16 protein-coding genes and 1 pseudogene are annotated in these 19,051 nt (G+C 57.1%); 5 read left to right on the top strand and 12 right to left on the bottom strand.

The genetic code is table 11. The features are described from left to right. The first annotated feature begins 1 nt into the window (after position 1). Both ACX80D_RS05885 and ppgK read left to right on the top strand, forming a co-directional pair. On the top strand, positions 2–1,057 hold the full coding sequence (locus ACX80D_RS05885; RefSeq protein WP_459321713.1) for a LacI family DNA-binding transcriptional regulator: 1,056 nt from the start codon (positions 2–4) through the stop codon (positions 1,055–1,057). A 72-nt stretch (positions 1,058–1,129) separates the two neighbouring features. Then, positions 1,130–1,987, top strand: a complete 858-nt coding sequence (ppgK, locus tag ACX80D_RS05880; protein ID WP_459321712.1) for a polyphosphate--glucose phosphotransferase — start codon at positions 1,130–1,132, stop codon at positions 1,985–1,987. A 36-nt stretch (positions 1,988–2,023) separates the two neighbouring features. Here ppgK and ACX80D_RS05875 read toward each other — a convergent pair. The 3 genes and pseudogenes from ACX80D_RS05875 to ACX80D_RS05865 all read right to left on the bottom strand — a co-directional run. Next, a pseudogene (locus ACX80D_RS05875) lies at positions 2,024–2,227 on the bottom strand (hypothetical protein); the annotation flags it as partial. A gap of 18 nt (positions 2,228–2,245) precedes the next feature. After that, on the bottom strand, positions 2,246–2,596 hold the full coding sequence (locus ACX80D_RS05870) for an IS3 family transposase (protein ID WP_459321711.1): 351 nt from the start codon (positions 2,594–2,596) through the stop codon (positions 2,246–2,248). A 584-nt stretch (positions 2,597–3,180) separates the two neighbouring features. Further along, positions 3,181–3,594 (bottom strand): winged helix-turn-helix transcriptional regulator, encoded by a 414-nt coding sequence (locus tag ACX80D_RS05865; RefSeq protein ID WP_459321710.1) that lies wholly within the window; start codon positions 3,592–3,594, stop codon positions 3,181–3,183. 128 nt (positions 3,595–3,722) lie between these two features. On the opposite strand from ACX80D_RS05865, the gene ACX80D_RS05860 reads away from it, so the two are divergent. After that, the gene (locus ACX80D_RS05860) at positions 3,723–4,340 is read left to right on the top strand and encodes an NADP-dependent oxidoreductase (RefSeq protein WP_459321709.1); all 618 of its coding nucleotides are present in this window, start codon (positions 3,723–3,725) and stop codon (positions 4,338–4,340) included. A 114-nt stretch (positions 4,341–4,454) separates the two neighbouring features. Here ACX80D_RS05860 and ACX80D_RS05855 read toward each other — a convergent pair whose 3' ends face one another. The 9 genes from ACX80D_RS05855 to ACX80D_RS05815 form a co-directional block, all read right to left on the bottom strand. Beyond that, positions 4,455–5,543, bottom strand: a complete 1,089-nt coding sequence (locus ACX80D_RS05855; protein WP_459321708.1) for an IS110 family RNA-guided transposase — start codon at positions 5,541–5,543, stop codon at positions 4,455–4,457. A 226-nt stretch (positions 5,544–5,769) separates the two neighbouring features. Next, on the bottom strand, positions 5,770–6,186 hold the full coding sequence (locus ACX80D_RS05850) for a PfkB family carbohydrate kinase (protein ID WP_459321707.1): 417 nt from the start codon (positions 6,184–6,186) through the stop codon (positions 5,770–5,772). Between the two features lie 59 nt (positions 6,187–6,245). Further along, positions 6,246–7,805, bottom strand: a complete 1,560-nt coding sequence (locus tag ACX80D_RS05845; RefSeq protein ID WP_459321706.1) for a glycoside hydrolase family 32 protein — start codon at positions 7,803–7,805, stop codon at positions 6,246–6,248. 82 nt (positions 7,806–7,887) lie between these two features. Continuing rightward, positions 7,888–9,357 (bottom strand): glycoside hydrolase family 32 protein, encoded by a 1,470-nt coding sequence (locus tag ACX80D_RS05840; protein WP_459321705.1) that lies wholly within the window; start codon positions 9,355–9,357, stop codon positions 7,888–7,890. A gap of 10 nt (positions 9,358–9,367) precedes the next feature. After that, positions 9,368–10,387: a LacI family DNA-binding transcriptional regulator gene (locus ACX80D_RS05835; RefSeq protein ID WP_459321704.1), complete on the bottom strand. Its 1,020-nt coding sequence runs from the start codon at positions 10,385–10,387 to the stop codon at positions 9,368–9,370. Then, complete coding sequence (locus ACX80D_RS05830) at positions 10,384–11,292, bottom strand: carbohydrate ABC transporter permease (protein WP_459321703.1); 909 nt, start codon at positions 11,290–11,292, stop codon at positions 10,384–10,386. Before ACX80D_RS05830 ends, ACX80D_RS05835 begins: the two co-directional genes overlap by 4 nt. Beyond that, complete coding sequence (locus ACX80D_RS05825; protein WP_459321845.1) at positions 11,289–12,170, bottom strand: carbohydrate ABC transporter permease; 882 nt, start codon at positions 12,168–12,170, stop codon at positions 11,289–11,291. The genes ACX80D_RS05830 and ACX80D_RS05825 overlap by 4 nt, the downstream gene beginning before the upstream one ends. 85 nt (positions 12,171–12,255) lie before the next feature. Further along, a complete protein-coding gene (locus ACX80D_RS05820) occupies positions 12,256–13,608 on the bottom strand; it encodes an ABC transporter substrate-binding protein (protein WP_459321702.1) in 1,353 nt (450 codons plus the stop codon). 46 nt (positions 13,609–13,654) lie between these two features. Continuing rightward, complete coding sequence (locus ACX80D_RS05815; protein WP_459321701.1) at positions 13,655–15,124, bottom strand: family 43 glycosylhydrolase; 1,470 nt, start codon at positions 15,122–15,124, stop codon at positions 13,655–13,657. A 997-nt stretch (positions 15,125–16,121) separates the two neighbouring features. Between ACX80D_RS05815 and ACX80D_RS05810 the strand changes: the two genes are divergently transcribed. Together ACX80D_RS05810 and ACX80D_RS05805 are read left to right on the top strand one after the other, a co-directional pair. Then, positions 16,122–17,969: a DUF262 domain-containing protein gene (locus ACX80D_RS05810; protein WP_459321700.1), complete on the top strand. Its 1,848-nt coding sequence runs from the start codon at positions 16,122–16,124 to the stop codon at positions 17,967–17,969. A gap of 139 nt (positions 17,970–18,108) precedes the next feature. Beyond that, on the top strand, positions 18,109–18,732 hold the full coding sequence (locus ACX80D_RS05805; protein ID WP_459321699.1) for a hypothetical protein: 624 nt from the start codon (positions 18,109–18,111) through the stop codon (positions 18,730–18,732). The last annotated feature ends 319 nt before the right edge of the window (positions 18,733–19,051 follow it).

The raw sequence follows: 19,051 nt of genomic DNA, 5'->3' as shown, positions 1-19,051 counted from the left end.
TGTGACCTCCCCATACCAGAATTCACTAATAGCGGCCTCGCCACCAACCTTGGACGAGGTTGCGGCAGCTGCCGGAGTCTCCCGTTCGACCGCCTCTCGCGTGATCAACGGGGGGCTCCGCGTGTCACCGGCCTCCCGAACAGCAGTCAACGCTGCGGCTACGTTGCTCGGGTACAGTCCTAATCGTGCGGCGCGTTCTCTGGTCACCCGTCGCACCGACTCCATCGCGTTGGTAATTCCCGAGCCCGACGAACGTGTGCTTTCCGATCCCTTCATCGGTGCCACCCTTCGTGGTATCAGTGCTGCCCTCGCCTCTTCCGACAAACAGTTGGTACTCCTGATTGCCAGGCCGGACGAGTCCGGGGGAAGGATCGCTACGTATCTGCGTGGTGGATACGTGGATGGGGCCGTCATCGTCTCACACCACCGCAAAGACGGACTTGAAGACGCCGTGATGGGCTCTCGCATACCAGGGGTCTTCGTCGGACGGCCCTTCCACGACAAGGACCTTCTGCACTACGTCGACGTCGACAGTATTGCCGGTGGGTACTTAGCCACCCAGCATCTGATCAATCTCGGACGCCGCCGTATTGCCCACATAGCAGGACCACACAACATGACTGCAGGCATGGACCGCACCACAGGGTGGAAAAATGCTCTCGCCGATGCAAATCTACGTTCTGATCTACTCGCACTAGGTGACTTCACGACCGCGTCTGCCTACGAAGCCATGAACAAAATCTTGCAGCAAGAACCGGAGGTTGACGCGGTGTTCGCAGCGTCAGACCTTATGGCACTCGGAGCGTTAAGTGCACTCCGTGACCATGGCAGATCAGTCCCCCATGACGTCGCAGTGATCGGTTTTGACGATCTGGGCGCTGCAGCGAACGCCAGTCCCCCTCTGAGCACGGTGCGTAACCCTGTTGTTGAAATGGCTGCCTCTGCTGTCGAACGGCTCCTGCAAGGGATTGCCATGGGGACGGCGTTCCATGAATCTCCGAGCCCCATCGTGTTCTCCCCCGAACTCGTCATCCGGGACAGTACCCGTGGTTACTGATACCGCACTAGTTCCGAACAACAGACAGCATCCGTAGTGAATGTAGAGCATCAATTACAAGGAAAAAGATAAATGACCACCCCGGTAAGGTTCCTGAATCACCCAGCAATAATCCAGGAGCCGGCAGCCATCAACCGCCCCCTGTACTCTATTGGATTCGACATCGGCGGGACATCGATAAAAAGTGGGATAGTTAGCGCACAAAATGGCCAACTGGCCGGACCCCTGTTGACTATTCCGACACCAAAAGTGGCAACACCAGCGGCAGTGGCAACGGCAATCTGTGAAATGGTCAAGGAGCTCGAGCTTTCTCCATTAGCACCGCTACCCAACGCACCCGTTGGAATAGCCGTGCCTGCCATTCTGCATAACGGCGTCGCACAATCTGCCGCCAACATTACTGACACATGGATCGGGCTGGATGTAAACAAGTTCATGGCGGAACAGCTGGGTCGTGAAGTCAGAACAATAAATGACGCTGATGCCGCAGGCCTTGCCGAAGTCAAATTTGGTGCAGGACAAAACCGTAAAGGACTCGTTGTGGTCATCACTTTGGGGACAGGCGTAGGTTCCGCGCTCGTATGGGACGGAACCCTCATACCCAATACCGAGTTCGGGCATCTTCAAGTCAACGGACAGGACGCCGAGATCACCACCTCTGCAGTCGCCCGTGAACGCAATGAAATGAGCTGGCCGGCATATGCCGAACACCTCAACCGCTACCTCTCGCATCTCGAATTCCTAATGGCGCCTGGCCTTATCATTATTGGCGGCGGAATCTCAGCGAGTCCCGAAAAATTCCTTCCCATGCTTACATTGAAGACAAAAGTCATTCCAGCGCAGTTGCGCAATACCGCAGGAGCAGTAGGAGCGGCCACACACGTGTTGGCCGCTCAATACAAATCCACGATCCAGCACACTTCTTTGTAAGTGCACCACGGAGAATGGAACCGGAGAGGTGCATTCCGAGCCGGCATCGGAATGGCGGACGGTGCCGAGCACAGGCCTCACATGACGGTGCCGTTCAGTGCAGCGCTGCCAGAGCGCAAGTTGGAGAGCATCCTCCACAAACGCAGTGTCATGCGAGGTCGACGAGGCCCGCAACAAGATTTTGCGGGAGAACAAATCGATCACGAACGACACGTAAGCGAACCCGTCACGAATGGGAACATACGTTAATTCCGTGACTTAAACCTTGTTCGGGGCATTAGTGAAGAAGTTCCTGTTCAACAGGTCCTTGGCCCGAATTTTGTCCTTGGAACGGATTGTCGTAGTCGTCCTGCGTCCCCGCACCCGGCCCTTCATCCCAGCTACACGCATCAGCCGGTCAACGGTGTACTTGGAGATATCACCCATCCCGTTACGCTGCAACCAGTCCCGCATTTTTCGTCGCCCGTAGAGCGCTTCAGGCTTCAGCTTCAGCGTCTCCTGGCCAAGCATTTGTAGGTCGTAGAGCTTGTTGAGGATCAACACGTCGGTAACGACGCGCGGCGCTGCCTCATCTGCTTTCCAGCTGCGATACGTGCGAGCAGAGACCATCAGGCCCTGAATACTCAGGGCCTGGCCGATCTGATGGACTGCATACCCACGTTCACGTTGCCGGTCGATGAACTCAGTATTTAGTGACGGCGAGGGTCCAGCTCCCTCGCGAAGAAAATCGCTGACGCTTTCAAAATGTCGTTAGCTTCCTCAGAATCCTTGACCCTAGCCTTCAACGCTTTGATCTCTGCGAGTTCTTCACTGCTTGGCCCAGTGCGGACACCGGCATCAACCTGTGCCTAGTGTTAGCTGCAACTTTAAGCTGACCATAGACGGCATTTTAGCTTGACCGTTCCTTGAATTTTAGCGGTCAGTTCCAACTTGCAGTTGACACACCGGCGGCTGCTAACTATTGGCCCTCCGACCGTCCTATTCCCGGTATTGAGCCCAGCCAGCCAGTGAATTCCCTTAGGGCTGCGAGCAGTCCAATACGGCATCGTCGGTCATCCGCCCACACAATCCGACAAATTTGGCCTGAGTAACTGCCTCGAGAAGTACGATGGCGTACCCATCCCAGCCCGGCTGTTCTCACTTCTGTTAGGCCGACGGAAGTCAGACTCCGGTCGTGGCCGTCTCCGACTATGTCAGTTGCCAAGATGCCGCAGGCGCAGTTCCCCGATTTTGGACTCCAACCTGCCCGTGTTGGACGGGTGCACGAATTCGGGCGCGTTCTGGGCTGTTGCGGGATCCAGTAGAACCCCGAGCCTGGCTAATTCCACCATGAGCGGGATTGTCTGAAGGCCCAACTCGGTCAGCGAGTATTTGCCTTGCTTTCCCGGCGAGGCATCGGCTTTTGTCAGGAACCCGGCCTCTGTCAGGTCGGCGAGGCGCCTCGATAGCACCGGAGCGCTGATCCTTTCTGCATTGGAGGTACACAATTCACGAAAGCTTCGCCGATCGTATGCTGCGATGTCCCGCAGGATCACGAGGCTCCATTGGTCACCGATCATCTCAAGAGCCCGGTTGATTGGGCAGCCGGAGCGTGGCGATGTGATCATCTGGACCTCTCCTTAGTGGTTGCATTCTGTTACTAGATTGTATACGGTAAAACCGGTAACACAATGCAACCGGATGGTGCGGTCTGCAAACCGAAATTATCCGCATCCGCGGAATTACAGGAGCAGGAATGAAGGCCTTTGTCCTCCAAAAATATGGCGATCCCCTCACCCAGGTGAACATGCCTGTACCGATCCTTGCGGACCACGAGGTCTTGGTTCGAATGAGCGCAGCAGGAATCAACCACGGCGATGAACGGCTCCGGACAGGTGAATTCAAGCAGATCTTTCCTTTCAAGCTGCCCATGGTCATGGGCAGCGAGTTCTCCGGTGAGGTCGTGGCCACTGGCCAGCAAGTTTCGAAGTTCAAGCCAGGGATGCAGGTGTATGCCTACCCGGATCAATCCCGAATGGGGGCATTTGCTGAACTTATCGCCGTCCATCAGGATCACCTCGCTTTGATCCCGGAAACCGTTGACGTGCTGGAAGCGGCCTCACTGCCGGTGGTCGGTCTGACCGCCTGGCAGGGCCTTGTGGAGATGGGCAAGCTGCACGCTGGGCAAACCGTTCTCATCCATGGAGGATCCGGCGGCGTGGGATCGGTCGCGATCCAGTTGGCGAAGCATCTAGGAGCCACAGTTGCCACCACCGTGAGCAGCGTCAATGCAGGGTTCGTGCGCGCACTCGGGGCGGACATCGTTATCGATTATCGCACTGTCAAGCCCCGGGTTTGGTGGAGGGTTTATTAGACCCGTTCCATCGTTTTGATGGCGGGCAGGTTTGAGTAGTAGTTGGTTTCTGCTTCCACGGGTGGGATGTATCCGATTTCGCCGTGGAGGCGCCGGTGGACTCTTCTATGTCTGTCAAGCCGCTTCCTGAATCTTTGTCGCCTGAGCCGCGGCAGTCAGAATTCTGAACACACGACGGGCCAGATAGCGTTTGATGCAGCGCCGGATCTCCTTGTCTGTTTTGCCCTCGGCGCGGCGTTTCTCGACGTAGTCGCGGGTTACAGGTTCATAGGTCATCCTGGTGATCGCGGCCATGTGTAGAGCACTGTTGAGTCTTCTGTCGCCTCCACGGTTCAGCCGATGCCGAACGGTGTTTCCCGATGATGCAGGGATGGGATTTACGCCGGCTAGAGAGGCGAAGGCAGCCTCGCTACGTACCCGTCCCTCGTGTGACCATGCCACCAGACATTTCGCCGCGGCGACCGCCTGGAAGCCCTTCTCCTCAAGCAGGGGCGCGGCTTCGCTGACCTTGACCAGCTCGTCCAGCTTTTGCTCGTTGGACTTTAGCTGGTCGCCGAGATCCAGTATGTTTTTGGCGAGGCGTACCGCCTCGGAACGGGCGATACTCAAAGCCAGTTCTTCCTCGCGTTCACGCCAGCGTGAGATCTCCTCGATCTGGACTGGGGTGAGCTTCCTGTGGGCATCAATTCCGAGGTCGTTACTGCGCACCAAAGCGTTCAATGCATTGATCGAACGGGTACGGGCCTTGGTCATGGACTCGCGTGCGGTGACCAGGATCCGCAAGCCTTGGCGGATCCCTTCGTTCAAGCGGGGGCGGCGCAATTTCTCAACCGGCAACGACAGCACGGCCATGCCCATTCGGTGGGCGTCCAAGGCATCGGTTTTGCCGACGCCGCGGTTCTTTTTGGCGTCCATCCGTGGTGCTTCTGTGACGGGGAATCCGTGGGCGGCTACGGTCCCGGCGAGGATCGCTCCGTAGGACGCGGCTCCCTCGATCACCCAGAGAGTATCGGCGTCGGCGTTGGTGCGGCGTGCTACCCATTTGATGGCGCGGTTGATGCCGGCTGCGGTAGTCGGGAATGACTGCGTATCCAGCAGTGCGCCATTGGTGGCGTCAAGGATGGCGTAAACGTGGTTGCGTGCGTGAGTATCGACACCGACGACAAATGGGTGGCAATGAGAGACGATAGACAGAGCGGTCACCGTGCTTTCCTCTTGTGATGGACTTGGTTGGTGGCCGTTAGCGGCCGGTGCCAGTCCGGGTAGGAATCACGACGGAACAGAACTGTGAGGGGTCACGCCCCGAGGGGTGGACAATCTTCTAATCAAGCTACCGTGGTGGGCCGGACGGGTACCGGCCGCACCATCACCGTAGACGGACAAGTCCACAAAAGGACACCATGAGGGTCAGTTGTACCAAGGGTCACACCTACAGTGTGGAGCGGCCGGTAACTATCCTGCCAGCCAGTCCCAGACCAGCTAAAACAAGTCTCACAGCCTCCTCTATGGCCAGACTCCAGTCGATGTCGAACTCATAGTCGGCCGCACCGTCTGCATCGAGGGTCGCAGTTGCGGTTGACGTGCGTGCTGTCCGTTGCGCATGGACCGTAACACCGGAAGCTTGCAGCCAGGCCGTGGCGTCACGGCCGTGTTGGTCATCGCCCAGGTTGGTCAGCAGTTGGGGGCGTCGGTCGAGACGGCCGAGGGTCAGCGCCACGTTGGCACAGCTGCCCCCCGGCCTCTCTTGGATGGTTCCATCCCGCTGGTGCAGAATGTCGATGAGTGTCTCGCCGACGACGAGAACCTTGGGTTCACCGGCGATGTCTTGCTGCTGGGATGTGGCCATTCGGTAGGCCTTTCATGGTGGTATCGGGATGGTCGGCCTGTGCTGGGCAGGGTGGGCGGTTAGTTGGAAGCGTCGAGTTCCCGGATGGTGACGCCGCTGAATGTTGCGGCTCCACCGTCGGAGTAGAACGATATACCTGTGTCGCCATCCGCAAAGTGAACTTGCTGGGAGAGCACTGTGTGACCGGCATTGACGAATACTTCGACGCTTTGGGTGTCTACGAAGATTCTCAGGTGCATTGAGCGGGCGTTCGCATCAATCGGCGCGCCCGCCCGGGAATACGGTGCGAGTTTGTATCCTTCGAGGTCGGAGGGGGCCCGGTCAACATAGATCTCGTTGCCGTATTTCCCAATGTTGGTGTGGCGGGTGCCATCGGCGGACCTCCCCACCGAGACGCCAACATTGCTAGCGGTGTCCCAGCTGATGTCCAGTTCGAGTTCGTACGCGCGTCCGTTGTATGGCAGGACGAAGCTCCCGTTGACGTTTTGCACAGGAATCGATGTTGTTGTCGTTGTGTAGTTAGTCAGGGACGACAGGGGGCTGCTGAGCAGGCTGTACAGTCCGTCGGGCTGGCGTTCCAGACGAAGCTCTCGTGTGATGGAATTCTGGCCGTTGTATCCATCGCTTGCATCCGTGGGTACGTCGCGGGCTGCGTACTTCCAGTTGTTCATCCAAGCTATGGCGAGGCGCCGTGTCTCAGGCGCGTCCTTGGATGGCCAGGTGACGGCGGCGTACCAGTCCCAGCCCCAGTCTAGCCACTGTGGGGTGAGGTCCTGGGCTGTAAACTGCTGACCGTCCCACGTTCCCATCCAGTAGGCGTAGGTCATGGGCAATCCTATGCTGTAGGCGTCCATACTGGCTCCAAGTATCCAGTGGCGGGTGCCGTCGCTGGCAGTCATTTCGAACAGGTCGGGGCATTCGATGCCGCCGAGCGCGTGGTTGGGGTAGTCGAAGTTGAGTTTGAGGGTCCACTCGTGCAAGTTGTTTGAGGTGTAGAAGCTTGCGTAGCGTGCCCGCCCAATCACGCACACCCATTCCTCGCGTGCGGCATCCCAGTGAATTTTGGGGTCGCGGAACCACTCAGCGTTTTCAATCTCCGCGGGAGTTGTTGCCGTTCGTCCGTCGGTGTTAACGATGACGGGGTCGGGCAGGGCTGTGAAGGTGAATCCGCCGTCCGTGGACCAGTAGAGGTATTGCTCCTGGTACTTGCGGATACCGTCTGTTGGTTTCGTGGCCAGGGCGATGACTGCACCGGCCCCGTAGCCGGCAGTGTTGGCGGTGTCGACCACTGCGCAACCGGACCAAACCGGGAAGTCCGGTTCCAGCGGCATGACGGTGCCGTGGTGGGCAAAGGACACGCCGTCGAGGGTGGTGGCATGGTCCCAGCCTCCCGGGCCGTTGTTCTGGCCAGAATGCAGGTAATAAAGTTGGTAGGCGCCATTGGTGGTGACTGGTCGTTGCGGGTCACAGAGCAAGCCTGAGGGTGGGGTCATGTGGTACTTGGCCCGGAGGGAGGTTTGGGCCTGCGCGGCAGTGGGCAGACCTGCGCTCATCAACAGTGCGAGGGCACCGGTTCCTACACCTTGCAAGACAGTTCGGCGGGAGATTTCGGGGATCATAGTTGCTTCCTTTCAAAATCTGGCGGGCGCGTGGGAGTGCCCGCCAGGGTCATTTGGCAGTTGCAGTACAGGTGGGTGTGGATCAGAGAAGAGCTGTGGCCCGTGCAGGCTGGATCGAGGGTGCCGGTGCCTGTGTTTCGGGCAGGTCGCAACTTCGCAACGAAATTCTGCCGGGCTGGCTGCTCTCAAGGCGAGCAGTTACTGGGCCTGTTCCGAGGACAACCAGGTTGGAGGCGGTTATTTCGCCGTCATTGACGAAGAGTTCAAGCAGCGGCCCGTCAAGGCTTAGCAGGAGTTGGGCTGGCCCTGAGGAGTCGAGGGCAACGGTGCAGGTGGCTGGGAAGTGGGGATGCACCGCGGCCACGGCGTCGCCCTCTCGGGTGATGCTCAATATGCTAGTTTCGGGAGAGTGTTCAATGACGACTTTGGCTTCGGCTTCGCCGTTAAGGGTGACTCGAAATGTTCCGGTGGTGCTTGGATCCCAGTGAAGGTCCACAAGCGAATGACCACTTAGGACTGCCTCAAAGGGTTGCGCAAGGAGCCACTCACTTGTTGGAGCGGCGGATAAGAGCCATTCCTGGACGAATTGTGGCGGTTGTTGAATGAGACGCGGTGAGCCGGCACTGCTGCGCAGTGACAACCGCCGGGGCAACGACATTGCTCCCCGCCACGGAGCTGTGGGGATGGCACCGGCATAACTCCAGTTACTCATCCACCCGAGCATGATCTTTTCTCCGGCAGGAGCGTTGTCAAAGGTCACTCCTGCATAGAAGTCCCGCCCATGGTCAAGCCTGGCCAGTTCGGTTGAGTCTGCGGTGAATGTTGTTCCGTCGAAGTCTCCGATCACATAGCTCATTGATGATCCCCTCGGATCGGGGTTGTCGCCGACGGGGTTGGTGCTGATCAGTAACACCCAGCGGATGTTTCCAGTGTCCCCGTCCACGGGAAGCGGGATGAGATCCGGGCATTCCCAGACCATCCCGTCTGCTCCGAGCGGACCAAACGTACTCTCGTGCTCCCACGTGCGCAGATCAGTGGATGAGTAGAAGAGCACCTGCCTGTCGTCTGCTTCAACAGTGAGCATGATCCAGCAATAGCCGCCGTCACCATCTGCATATCGGATTACTTTGGGGTCACGAAATGCGCTAGTGTTCCGGTCCAGAACAGGGTTTTTCGGGTCCAGCTCCCAAGTGAAACCGCCATCAACGCTTGTCGCCCTGGATTGCGCTTGGTGCTCGCCTTCGTAGGCGCTCGTGTAATAGGCAGTCAGGAGGGGCCCGCCGTCGGACTGGCTGGCAACGATGGAGCCTGAAAAAATCTGTTCCCCATCTCGGTATGGCAGCGCTACGGGGTGCTCGGTCCAAAACCGCAAATCTGTGCTGGTGGCGTGCCCCCAGCTCATGTTCCCCCAGTCAGATCCCTCGGGGTTGTACTGGTAGTAGAGATGCCAGAGGCCACGGTCGTAGACAAGCCCGTTGGGGTCATTCATCCAGTTGCGTTGCGGGGTGAAGTGGAATAGAGGCCTCGGCATCAGCCGGTCTGAATGGTTCATTGATGTTTCCTTAGATGGAGTGCCGCAGAATCGGCGGACAGGCGATGCGCGTGGGCACGGCGCCAGAGGAAGCTTCGAGGCCAAGGAGCATCCTGACCCCTGCCGCACCCAGTTCGTAGTGGGGAAGGGCAACTGTCGACAACGGCGGGCGAAGATGGGCCGCAATGACATCCTGATTGTCAAAGCCCATGACAGCCATGTCTTCCGGGATCCGCAGTCCTTTTTCACGCAGTCCGTCGTAGAGACCCATGGCCACGCGGTCATTGTGGCAGAACACAGCGCTCGCGCCGGAAGCGATGATATCCGCGGTGGAGACGTAACCGCCTTCCTGCTCCGGCGTTGCGAGAAAAACCAGCGATTCGTCGAAGTCAATGCCGGCGGCATCCAGTGCAGCCCGATACCCAGCTAGTCGCCCTGATTGGGCAGGTGACGGTGTGGTTGTGTTGATGAAAGCGATCCGGCGATGGCCGGCAGCCAGCAATCCCTCCGTCGCACTTCGTCCACCTTGTTCCTCGTCTGGAACGACGGAGGCAAGCCCGCCTCCAGATGCAAAGCAATCCACGAGAACCGCATCCGTTTGTTGGAGCATGGGCGGAACAGTAATCTCGCGGTGATACCAGGTCGAATACAGGATTCCCTGCACCTGGTGTTCAAGCATCATGGCAATTGCTTCGTCCTCGGCAGCCTGATTGCCATCCGTATTGGCAACGAGCAACACATAACCGTTCTTCCAGGCCTCATCCTGCGCACCGTGGATAATCTGGCCTGCAAAGGGAGTTGTTGCAATCGCATCTGCGACGAGTCCAATGAACCGAGACGTGCCTTGTGAGAGGGTTTTTGCCAGCATATTTGGTCGATACGCAAGCTCGGCGACAGCGTTGTGCACCCTCTGCCGGGCGTCCTCGCCGATGCGGGCACCGGGCTTGTCATTGATCACGTTCGACACTGTTGCCACAGACACCCCGGCGGCCTTGGCCACATCACGCATCGTCACCGCGTGGGTGCCCCTACTTGGCTCTACAGTGCTCATCCCTTGGTCCCTCCACTCTCCAGGCCGCTGATCATGGCCTTGTTTAACACGAGGAATACCAGCAGCAACGGAGTCACTGTCACGCAAACGGCAGCAAACGTGGCCGTCCAATCGGTGTTTCCCATCGCGCCAATGTAATTTTGCAAGCCTAGTGGGATTGTTTTGAGCCCATCGGAGAGCACAAAGGTGTTGGCAAAAATAAAGTCATTCCAGATGAAGATGCTGTTCACAAGAACCACAGTAATGATGGTGTTTACCGACAGTGGGAAGGTAATCTTGGAGAAAATTCGGAACGGGCCAGCCCCATCTAATGAGGCTGCCTCATACATTTCCCGTGGAATGTATTCGTAAAAAGAGCTGAACAAGTATACGGCCATGGGCAATGCGAAAGCGGCCAGCGGGATGATCATGGACAAGTGTGTGTCCAACAGTCCGATTTTGGAGTAGTCGATAAACAACGGAACCAAGGCGATCTGCACAGGAACAATGATTCCCAGCAAGAACAGTGCCCGCACCACCCCGCTAAAGCGGAAGCCGAGGACCTGCAGCGCAAATGCTGCCATCATCCCGGCCACAACAATCAGCAGACTCGAGCCTAGAGTCACGATGAGGCTGTTGAGGATGTTCAGCCCCAGGTTTCCCATGGAGAAGGCCCTCGAGTAGTTTTCCAGCGTGAACTGTGTGGGAATGGCGAAGGGGTTTCCGGCGGCAAAGTCAGTGGCTGTGCGAAAACTGGTCAGGACGAGCCAGAGCATGGGATAGACCTGCACGACGACGACCAGCACCACTGTTGCACTCAGGAGCCAACGCTGGACTCGAAGCCGCGTGGGCTTCTTCCTCCGTGCCGGTTCGCGTGGTGTCGCAGGAGCTGTATTGGTGGGCGGGGTGAGAACTGAGGCGCTCATGATTTGTCCCTTCGGCGAAGGAGTAGGAAGATCAGGCCCACGGCAACCAAGCACTCAACGACGATGAAGACGGAGATTGCGCTGGCGTAGCCGTAGTCGGTGTGGACGAATGCTGTCTTGTACATGTACGTGGTCAGCAGTTCTGAGGACTGCCCGGGCCCGCCATTGGTGAGCAGGTAGGGAATGTCGAAGCCGCGCAGGGCGAACGTGGTTGCCATGATGGTGGTGGTGATCCAGACCGGGCGGATGTGGGGGAAGCGGATGCGCCAGAATACTTGCCACCAGGATGCTCCATCCAGGCGAGCCGCCTCTTCCAATTCTTTAGGTACGGAGAGCAGTGCCGCGTAGATGATCAGCATGTAGAGGCCCGTGAAACGCCAGCCTTCTGGAATGGAAACAGCTGCCAGTACCGTGTTTACGTTGGAGAGCCATGCGGTTTGCAGTTGTTCCAACCCTACCCAGGCCAGGACTTGGTTGAACAAGCCAACCGGCTCCAGCGAGTAGATCCGTTGGAAGAGCAAAGCGATGGCGACGGTGGAGATTACAGCAGGAAGCAGGTAGAGGGTTTTGACCAGTTCGCGTGCCCGGGTGATTCCCGTCAGGAGCCCGGCAACGGCGAGCGCGCCGCCAAGTTGGAGCACCAGGCAGATGGCCAGGTAGCCCAGGGCGTTGCCGAATGCGGTCCAGAAGACGTCGTCGCGGGTGAACATCTTGGCGTAGTTGTCCAGACCAATGAACTTCATGGCCGTGATGCCGTCCCAGCGGAAGAAGCTCAGGAACAGTGATTGAACAATGGGGAAGAGGACGGCCAGACCATAGAGGAGCAGCGGCGGGATCAGGAATACTGCTACCGAGAGTCCGGACCGGCCAGGAAGCATGGTCCCGTAATCTGACTTTCGTTTCTTGGCGGGTTTGCCCCGCCCGGCCCGGGGGGCGAGTTGCACCCTGGGGCTTTGCGTTGTACTAGCCATTGTTGTTCTCCGCCAGGCTTGCGTCCATGGTCTTGATGAATTCATCGGGCTTGATGTTGCCCTGAACCAGCAGGGTCAGTTCCTGCTGCAGACGGGTGTTGGTGGCGGGGTCCAGCTGCGTGTCCCATGGCATGGCGATGGCGTCGCCTACTTCGTCTGCTGCCTTGACTGCGCGCTCATATAGGGGGGTTGCGTTATCAGGAATGGTGGTTTCAACGTTGTTTGTCGGTGAGAGCGCACCGGTGGCTGCATAGACCTCAGGGTATTTTGCGAGGGCGAAAGCCAGGAAGTCGCGTACCAGCGGATCGTAGGTTTTGGCGTTGACTGCCATGCCAATGCCCGACGGCGTGACGTATTCGTTGTTTTTGGTCACGGCTCCGTCAATGGTGGGCAGGGTGAAGTAGTCCACTGAGTCACGGACAGCCGGATTGAGGCTATCAGTGGCCAAGTTGCCCAGTTCCCAGGTGCCGATGTTGTACACGGCAGCCTTGCCTGAGGTGAACAGTGCCTGGGCGTCTGCATAACCGGTTGAGGAGAAGCCTTCCTGGAAGCAGCCGGACTGTCCCAGCTTGTACAACCATTCAGCTGCTGCCTTGCCGGCGGGATCCCCAAAGGATGCCTTGCCGTTCTTCAGGTTCTGCACGTACTCGGGTCCTGCCATGCGGAAGGGGTAGTAAGCCATGTAGCGTTCCAGCGGCCACTGATCCTGTCCGTCCAAGGCAATGGGCGTGATGCCCTTATCGCGCAGGGAGGTGCACATCTGGGGGAAGTCATCGAGAGTCTTGGGAATCTCAACTCCGGCGCTCTTCAAAAGCGAGGAGTTGTACCAGAAGGTCTCCAACTGGAACTCGAACGGCACCATGTACAAGGAGCCATCATCGAAACGCTGGTAGTTCAGTGCTGCGGGCCGGTATTTATCAGTGAGGTTCAAATCCTTGAGCAGGTCTTCCACATTGACCATGCGCCCCTGTGTGGCAAGCTTCTGCGCAAACGGGGTGGCATCCGTGTCGAAGAGTTCTGGCAACTTGTTAGCTGCCGCCAGTGTCTCGTACTTCTGGATGTAGGAAGGACGGTCAGGGGTGGTGATGAGGTTGAGCTTGAAGCCGGGGTGATCAGCCGTATATTCCTTGGCAATTTGTTCCATGGCCTTGATGACGCCGCCATCAGCCGGGCGGGACAGTAACCAGGAAATCTCGCGGGGAACAACATCCCCTGCCGGGTTGATGTCAACAGCCTCGGCGGGACCCGTTGATCCTGAACAGCTGGTCAAGGCCAGTGCTGCGGCAACAACTGCGGCGAAAAATGCGCTCTTTTGCTTGGTGATGTGCATTGAAAGAATCTCCATTGATTGTTCTGCGGATAGTGGTACTTATGGCTGGTGCAACTGTGGGTTAGGAAATAGTGGCGAGGAGTCCGACGTCGGCCGTGTCCCCTATGGGTTCTCCATGTGTGGCGACCGAGAACTCCGTGACTGTGGTGGTTCCCTCCCCGACAAACACACCCAACAAGCCTGTCGGGTGGTCATAAATGCGGGTACTGAGCACGGCCGCGTTATCAACGGTGGCGATGCAAATATCACCATCCACGATAACTTCCAGCTCGTGGTCTCCCGGCTCAAGAGACACTGCCCGTTCCAGTTCGACGGCATAGGGCACGTCCCCTGAAATCTGCCACTGTTCGGTGCCTGTGGAAGTGCGGGGCCAGCGGTCAAAGACCAAACGTCCGCGCTGCGGCTCCAATCGCAGCGTGTAGCCGGTATCCCCGTCCTTGCTGGCGCGCAGCACCACACCGCATTCGCGGGTATCTTTGGTGATGTCGAAACGGGCCACGGCCCGGAAGGTGGAACCAGGGTCCTCGCGAAGGAGGGCATCGGCGTAGCCATCGGAGGCGTTGAGAAATGTTCCGGTGAGGTCTTCAGACAGCGGGTTGGTGAAGGTTTCGCGGAATTCTTCGGTGGGATGGAAGGCGAGTGTGCCGTCCTGGCGCTGTTCGGCCTCGAGCACGGACATGGTGCCCGCCCACTGCCATGCTCCGGCGTCGTTGGAGTTTTCCCGGGACGCTATCCAGCCGAAGAAGAAGCGGCGATTATCGCGAGCTGCGGACTTTGCCGCGTAGAAAGCGCGGCCGTCGAGTGAGTCATGTTCCGGGACAATCCAGGGACCAGAAAGGCTGCGTGCCATACGGTACCTAGTGGTGAATGAATCGCTGAATTCCGAGTACACCATGTACCACCACTGGCCCCATTTGAAGACTTCGGGGCATTCATGGGCGATGTAGCGCCGTGGGTTCCAAAACGGCGGGGCCGCTTCCCACATGGAGAGATCCTGCGAGGTGCACTGGGCAATGACGCCGCGCCGACGTTCCGGGCCGTGACCGTGGCGAGCGGTGATCAGCATGCGCCACAGCTTGGCGTCCTCGTCCCAGAAGACGAATGGGTCACGCCAATCCCCGGTTTCGTAGCCCTCAGTGGCCCCGAAGGTGTCTGCTTCAAGGCGCTGCCAGGATTCCATGCCGTCATGGCTTGTAGCGTGCATAACCAGTTGCAGGGCTTGGCCATCAACGCCGGTATTGGCGGGATTTTGACCGGTGTAGAAGAGGTGGTGGACTCCGTTGGGATCCAGCACGATGCTGCCGGTGTAAATATTGAAGTCCGGTGCGCCCGGCCCCCCCGAGGCAACTTCCTCCCCAGTTTCTTGGAAGTGCACTAGATCCTTCGTCACTACACGGTGCCAGGGCATCCCTTCTTTGGGGGTCTTCCTGGACTCGTACAAGTAGAAGAGGTGGAACTCTCCGTCCTGTTCCCAGGGGATGATGTCACCCACCCATGCACGGTCCGGCTGGTACAGGCCTCGCTGATTCATTAGTTACCTCAAGATGTTTGGTTAAGCGGTTATTCAAGACCATAATCGGACTTGCAAGTCATGGTCAAGCGGTTAATCAAATATCTCTTGAAAATAATCTCACCTGTCTTGTGTCTCCCGAACAGCTCGAACGGCCGCACTTGGACAGGATAGATCCACAACGAAAACTGCTCATGGAGGATACCTGGAGGACCAAGGAACAGCGGAAGTCTTGGCTGGTGCGCACAAACCCGCCCATGAGAAGCGCTTGTGCACGATGCAGCGTTCCTATTGGCACAAAGGCCACGGCTGGGTCACGAGCGACCAGTACCAATGACAATCCTCAGGCCCACCCTGCCGGAGACGAATTGAACGAGCCGCGCCGAGCTGGCGCCCTACGGCGCCAGCAAGGATACATGTACCCAAGCCGAGGCAGCATTCGATGGGCGGGCCTCCCTCATGGGACATTCGAACCGAAACAGCCTGCGCTGAACGATCTAAGCTAGGGCCGAAGGTAAATACCAACGAAAACTGTCCCCGCAGGTCAGAGCTTTTTCAGCGCTAGAAACCCATCGTCAATTATCAACGCTTATGAACCCCGCTTTACAAGTATCGGGTTGCCACTCCTTGTCATTGCTCCGTACTGGCCGATGATTTCGCGGGTATAGCTGAACAATGGCAGGCACAAAACACTCTCCAGTTTGCATTGATTCTGGAGAGTTTGCGGCGAGTCGGTTGTAATTCACCCAAGCCACCCAGCCCGAAGAAGGTCAATAGGTTGGCGACGCAGCCAGACACAACCAGACGGGAACGCCTATGTATCAAACGAACCAAAACGCCATTGGACGCCGCCGCGCCGGTGCCGCCATCACCGGATGGCCCCGGGGGGGGTGAGTTTGACGCCGTTATGGCATTCTGTAGTCGCGCTTTGTAGAACTCCCGCCCATGTTTCGTCTTCAATGGCTTGACTTTTGGATGGTTGTGAATTGTTCCTCGGGAGGTTCGTTAGTCTTGGGGGGTGAAAGCAGAATCGCAGTCTCTCAAAAGAATATTCCAGGGTTCAATTCGGTACGAGGTTCCTCTCTACCAACGCCCCTACGTCTGGCAACATAAAGAAGATGATCCGGAAAATGACCGGCTCGGCCCCTTCTGGGATGACGTAAAGCAGACTGTGGACCGCCTCGTCGATCATCGCCAACTTGAGCAGCATGCTGGCGATCCATCGAAAGTGGCCCCCATGACTCCACACTTTTTCGGGGCTGTAGTGATTGGAGAACCATCCACCGGCATGGGCGGAGTCGTGGCGCAAGAAGTCATCGATGGCCAGCAACGGCTAACAACCTCCCAACTTCTCCTCTCCGCGGCCACCGCAGTCTGCACCAGTTGGGACAAGCCGAAGCACGCATCCCGGCTGCGCAAACTATGGACACAGGATGACGACGTCGAAGTCGAAGATGACGACCTATTTAAGCTCAGGCCAACGCGATACGACCGTGATGTATTTTCCGAAACCATGAAGTCCACTGACCATCAAATACATTCTCATGGACTGGTATGGGAGGCCCGGGAGTTCTTCGAGCAGAGTCTCGACAGCTGGGCTTCCGAACTCCCCTCACATTTGATCGACAAGTACTTCGACGCACTAAGGGACACCCTGTATGAGCAACTGTTGTTCGTCGTTATAGAACTCCAGCCGGGTGATAACCCGCAAGGAATTTTCGAGTCTCTTAACGCACAGGGGGAACGGCTCCTTGCCATAGATTTGGTCAAAAACAACGTATTCCGGCGTGCAAAGACGTACGGCCTCGACCTGGATAAACTCGATGTTGACGTTTGGCAGGCAACATTTGGGCAACCGTGGTGGCGTGAAAGCACTAAACAGGGACGCTACTTGAGACCCCGCGCCGAATTGTTTCTCATGCATTGGTTGACGGAAAAGACCAACTCGGAAATCTCTGCAACAGGGCTTTTTGTTGAATTCAGCAGGCTCTTCAGCAGCCATGCGACCACATCCGAAAGCGCCAAGAGCTTCATCGACGACCTAGTCTCAGACGCCAGAATCTACCGCAGCTTCCATACTTTGGAAGAAGGCACCAGAGAACACCTCTTCTTCTCCCGGCGAGAAGTCCTGGACATTGGAGTCATCTACCCTGTAGCTCTTCGATTGTGGCGCGGCGTACAGCGTGGAGAAATTTCGCAAGATCGGCTCCATGAAGGCCTGAGGGCGCTGGAGTCATGGCTAGTTCGTCGGATGACGTTGAGACTCACCAGCAAGAACTACAACAGAATCATGCTGGAGCTCCTGAAGGCTATGGATGGCTCCGCCGATCCTGTCGGTTCCATAATTGGGCATCTAAAGTCCTTCGACGAAGACACCGTAAGTGGCTGGTGGCCAACGGATGAAGCATTTCAAGACCACCTGCTCACCCATGGCTTGTACGGGTGGCTACCTCAAGCCCGGGTCAGAATGCTCCTCAAAACAGTCGAATCAGGCCTTTTCTCCGCTAAGACAGAGAAGCTGACACTCCCATCCAAACTCACCATCGAGCACATCATTCCGCAAAGTTGGAAAAATACCTGGCCCCTTCCAACATCCGCCAGCCCCGAAGCCGAGGACAGTCGAAAAACCCATCTTCACCGCCTTGGAAACTTGACTCTGGTCACTTCGAGCCTGAATCCGGCTCTGGGCAACGACCCATGGGAGTCCAAACGAAAGGAACTTGCAAAGCACAGCGCTCTCCGTCTCAATGCCCACCTTGTAAGTGAATACCCCAGTGCATTCGATGAATCAACCATTGATGAACGAAGTACTTTCATGGCCTCACTACTCCTCAAGGAATGGCCTGGACCACACGCAAGCGAATAGCATCGGAATGCCTTCCTCATGCTTGGCTTCAGTCGACATGATAAAACTCGTCAGCGCATTTCTCGACGACGCCCCAGATCGCTAAGAACGCAAAGGAGACACCCGCGTGCAAAATCGAAACCTAACCCATAATCGATACTTGGCTGTACCCATCGACACCACACCCGCCTCCTACGTCTTGCCGTTTCATGCAGGGCAGGCACTGGCGCTTCGACAGTCCCCAGGAAGAGTCCTACCAATTGATGCACTCACCATAGTTGGTCAGAAAAAATGGGTGAATGATTTCATTCAGGCGACCCCGCACGACGTTTTTCCATGGGTGGTTGCCAAAGTTAGCTACGCGGAAGGCGAAACACGAGCCCAAGTGATGGAAATCATGGAAAACTCATGGTTAAGCAACAGGTTTAGTCTCAATTGGCATCATCTGAGAAACTTCCTCCAGACAATAGAAGAAATCGAAAACAGCGCTAGCACTGCGGCTTTTGAAAGCTATGGAGATGCTATGGAGCAACTCTTCTACACCGACGAGTGGAATGAAAATATTTGGCTGGCCCAAGAAGTAATGAAAACCACCGGCCGCGAACATCAATGGGGGAACGTTTATGAAAATCTGATGGGCACCGAGTTGCATGCACTGGCTGCTCGTCATCTAATCCAAGAAGACACTGCCTGGAATCAAGCAGCCTACGACGTGATCACTACCCCCTACCGCAGGTTTTACGGCCCAGTACACCCGGATGACCCACATGTCTCAATGGATTGAGAGAATTCTGCGTTTCAGCGGGTCGCGACATCACTATCACCCAGCCACCAAAACCCCAGACGTGCGCTGCCACCCGAGGCTATGTGCCACTTTGGCCATTGGGACCGGAAAGACTAGCAAAACCCCGCCTATATGGCTCTAAGTCGTTCAATGTGACGGCGTTGTTCTTTGTCATCCTGCTTCACATCGATACTGACTAAGACCTGGCCAGGGCGGCTGCAAAGTCTTTTGCGAGGGGATGGCGTCTTAATATGTGAGACGAACGGGGTTGTGGCTGTTTAAAGGTGAGAACTCCTGTTAAGCCAGATGGTGTCTAAGC

This window comes from Arthrobacter sp. Sr24, from assembly GCF_054511175.1.
Note: the sequence above shows the minus strand (reverse complement) of the source record. Positions and strands in the feature narration are given on the sequence as shown.

Coding starts and splice junctions, on each gene's coding strand:
- ppgK (WP_459321712.1), top strand. CDS start 1,130: ATGACCACCCCGGTAAGGTTCCTGAATCACCCAGCAATAATCCAGGAG.
- ACX80D_RS05870 (WP_459321711.1), bottom strand. CDS start 2,596: ATGGTCTCTGCTCGCACGTATCGCAGCTGGAAAGCAGATGAGGCAGCG.
- ACX80D_RS05865 (WP_459321710.1), bottom strand. CDS start 3,594: ATGATCACATCGCCACGCTCCGGCTGCCCAATCAACCGGGCTCTTGAG.
- ACX80D_RS05860 (WP_459321709.1), top strand. CDS start 3,723: ATGAAGGCCTTTGTCCTCCAAAAATATGGCGATCCCCTCACCCAGGTG.
- ACX80D_RS05850 (WP_459321707.1), bottom strand. CDS start 6,186: ATGGCCACATCCCAGCAGCAAGACATCGCCGGTGAACCCAAGGTTCTC.
- ACX80D_RS05845 (WP_459321706.1), bottom strand. CDS start 7,805: ATGATCCCCGAAATCTCCCGCCGAACTGTCTTGCAAGGTGTAGGAACC.
- ACX80D_RS05840 (WP_459321705.1), bottom strand. CDS start 9,357: ATGAACCATTCAGACCGGCTGATGCCGAGGCCTCTATTCCACTTCACC.
- ACX80D_RS05835 (WP_459321704.1), bottom strand. CDS start 10,387: ATGAGCACTGTAGAGCCAAGTAGGGGCACCCACGCGGTGACGATGCGT.
- ACX80D_RS05830 (WP_459321703.1), bottom strand. CDS start 11,292: ATGAGCGCCTCAGTTCTCACCCCGCCCACCAATACAGCTCCTGCGACA.
- ACX80D_RS05825 (WP_459321845.1), bottom strand. CDS start 12,170: ATGCTTCCTGGCCGGTCCGGACTCTCGGTAGCAGTATTCCTGATCCCG.
- ACX80D_RS05820 (WP_459321702.1), bottom strand. CDS start 13,608: ATGGAGATTCTTTCAATGCACATCACCAAGCAAAAGAGCGCATTTTTC.
- ACX80D_RS05815 (WP_459321701.1), bottom strand. CDS start 15,124: ATGAATCAGCGAGGCCTGTACCAGCCGGACCGTGCATGGGTGGGTGAC.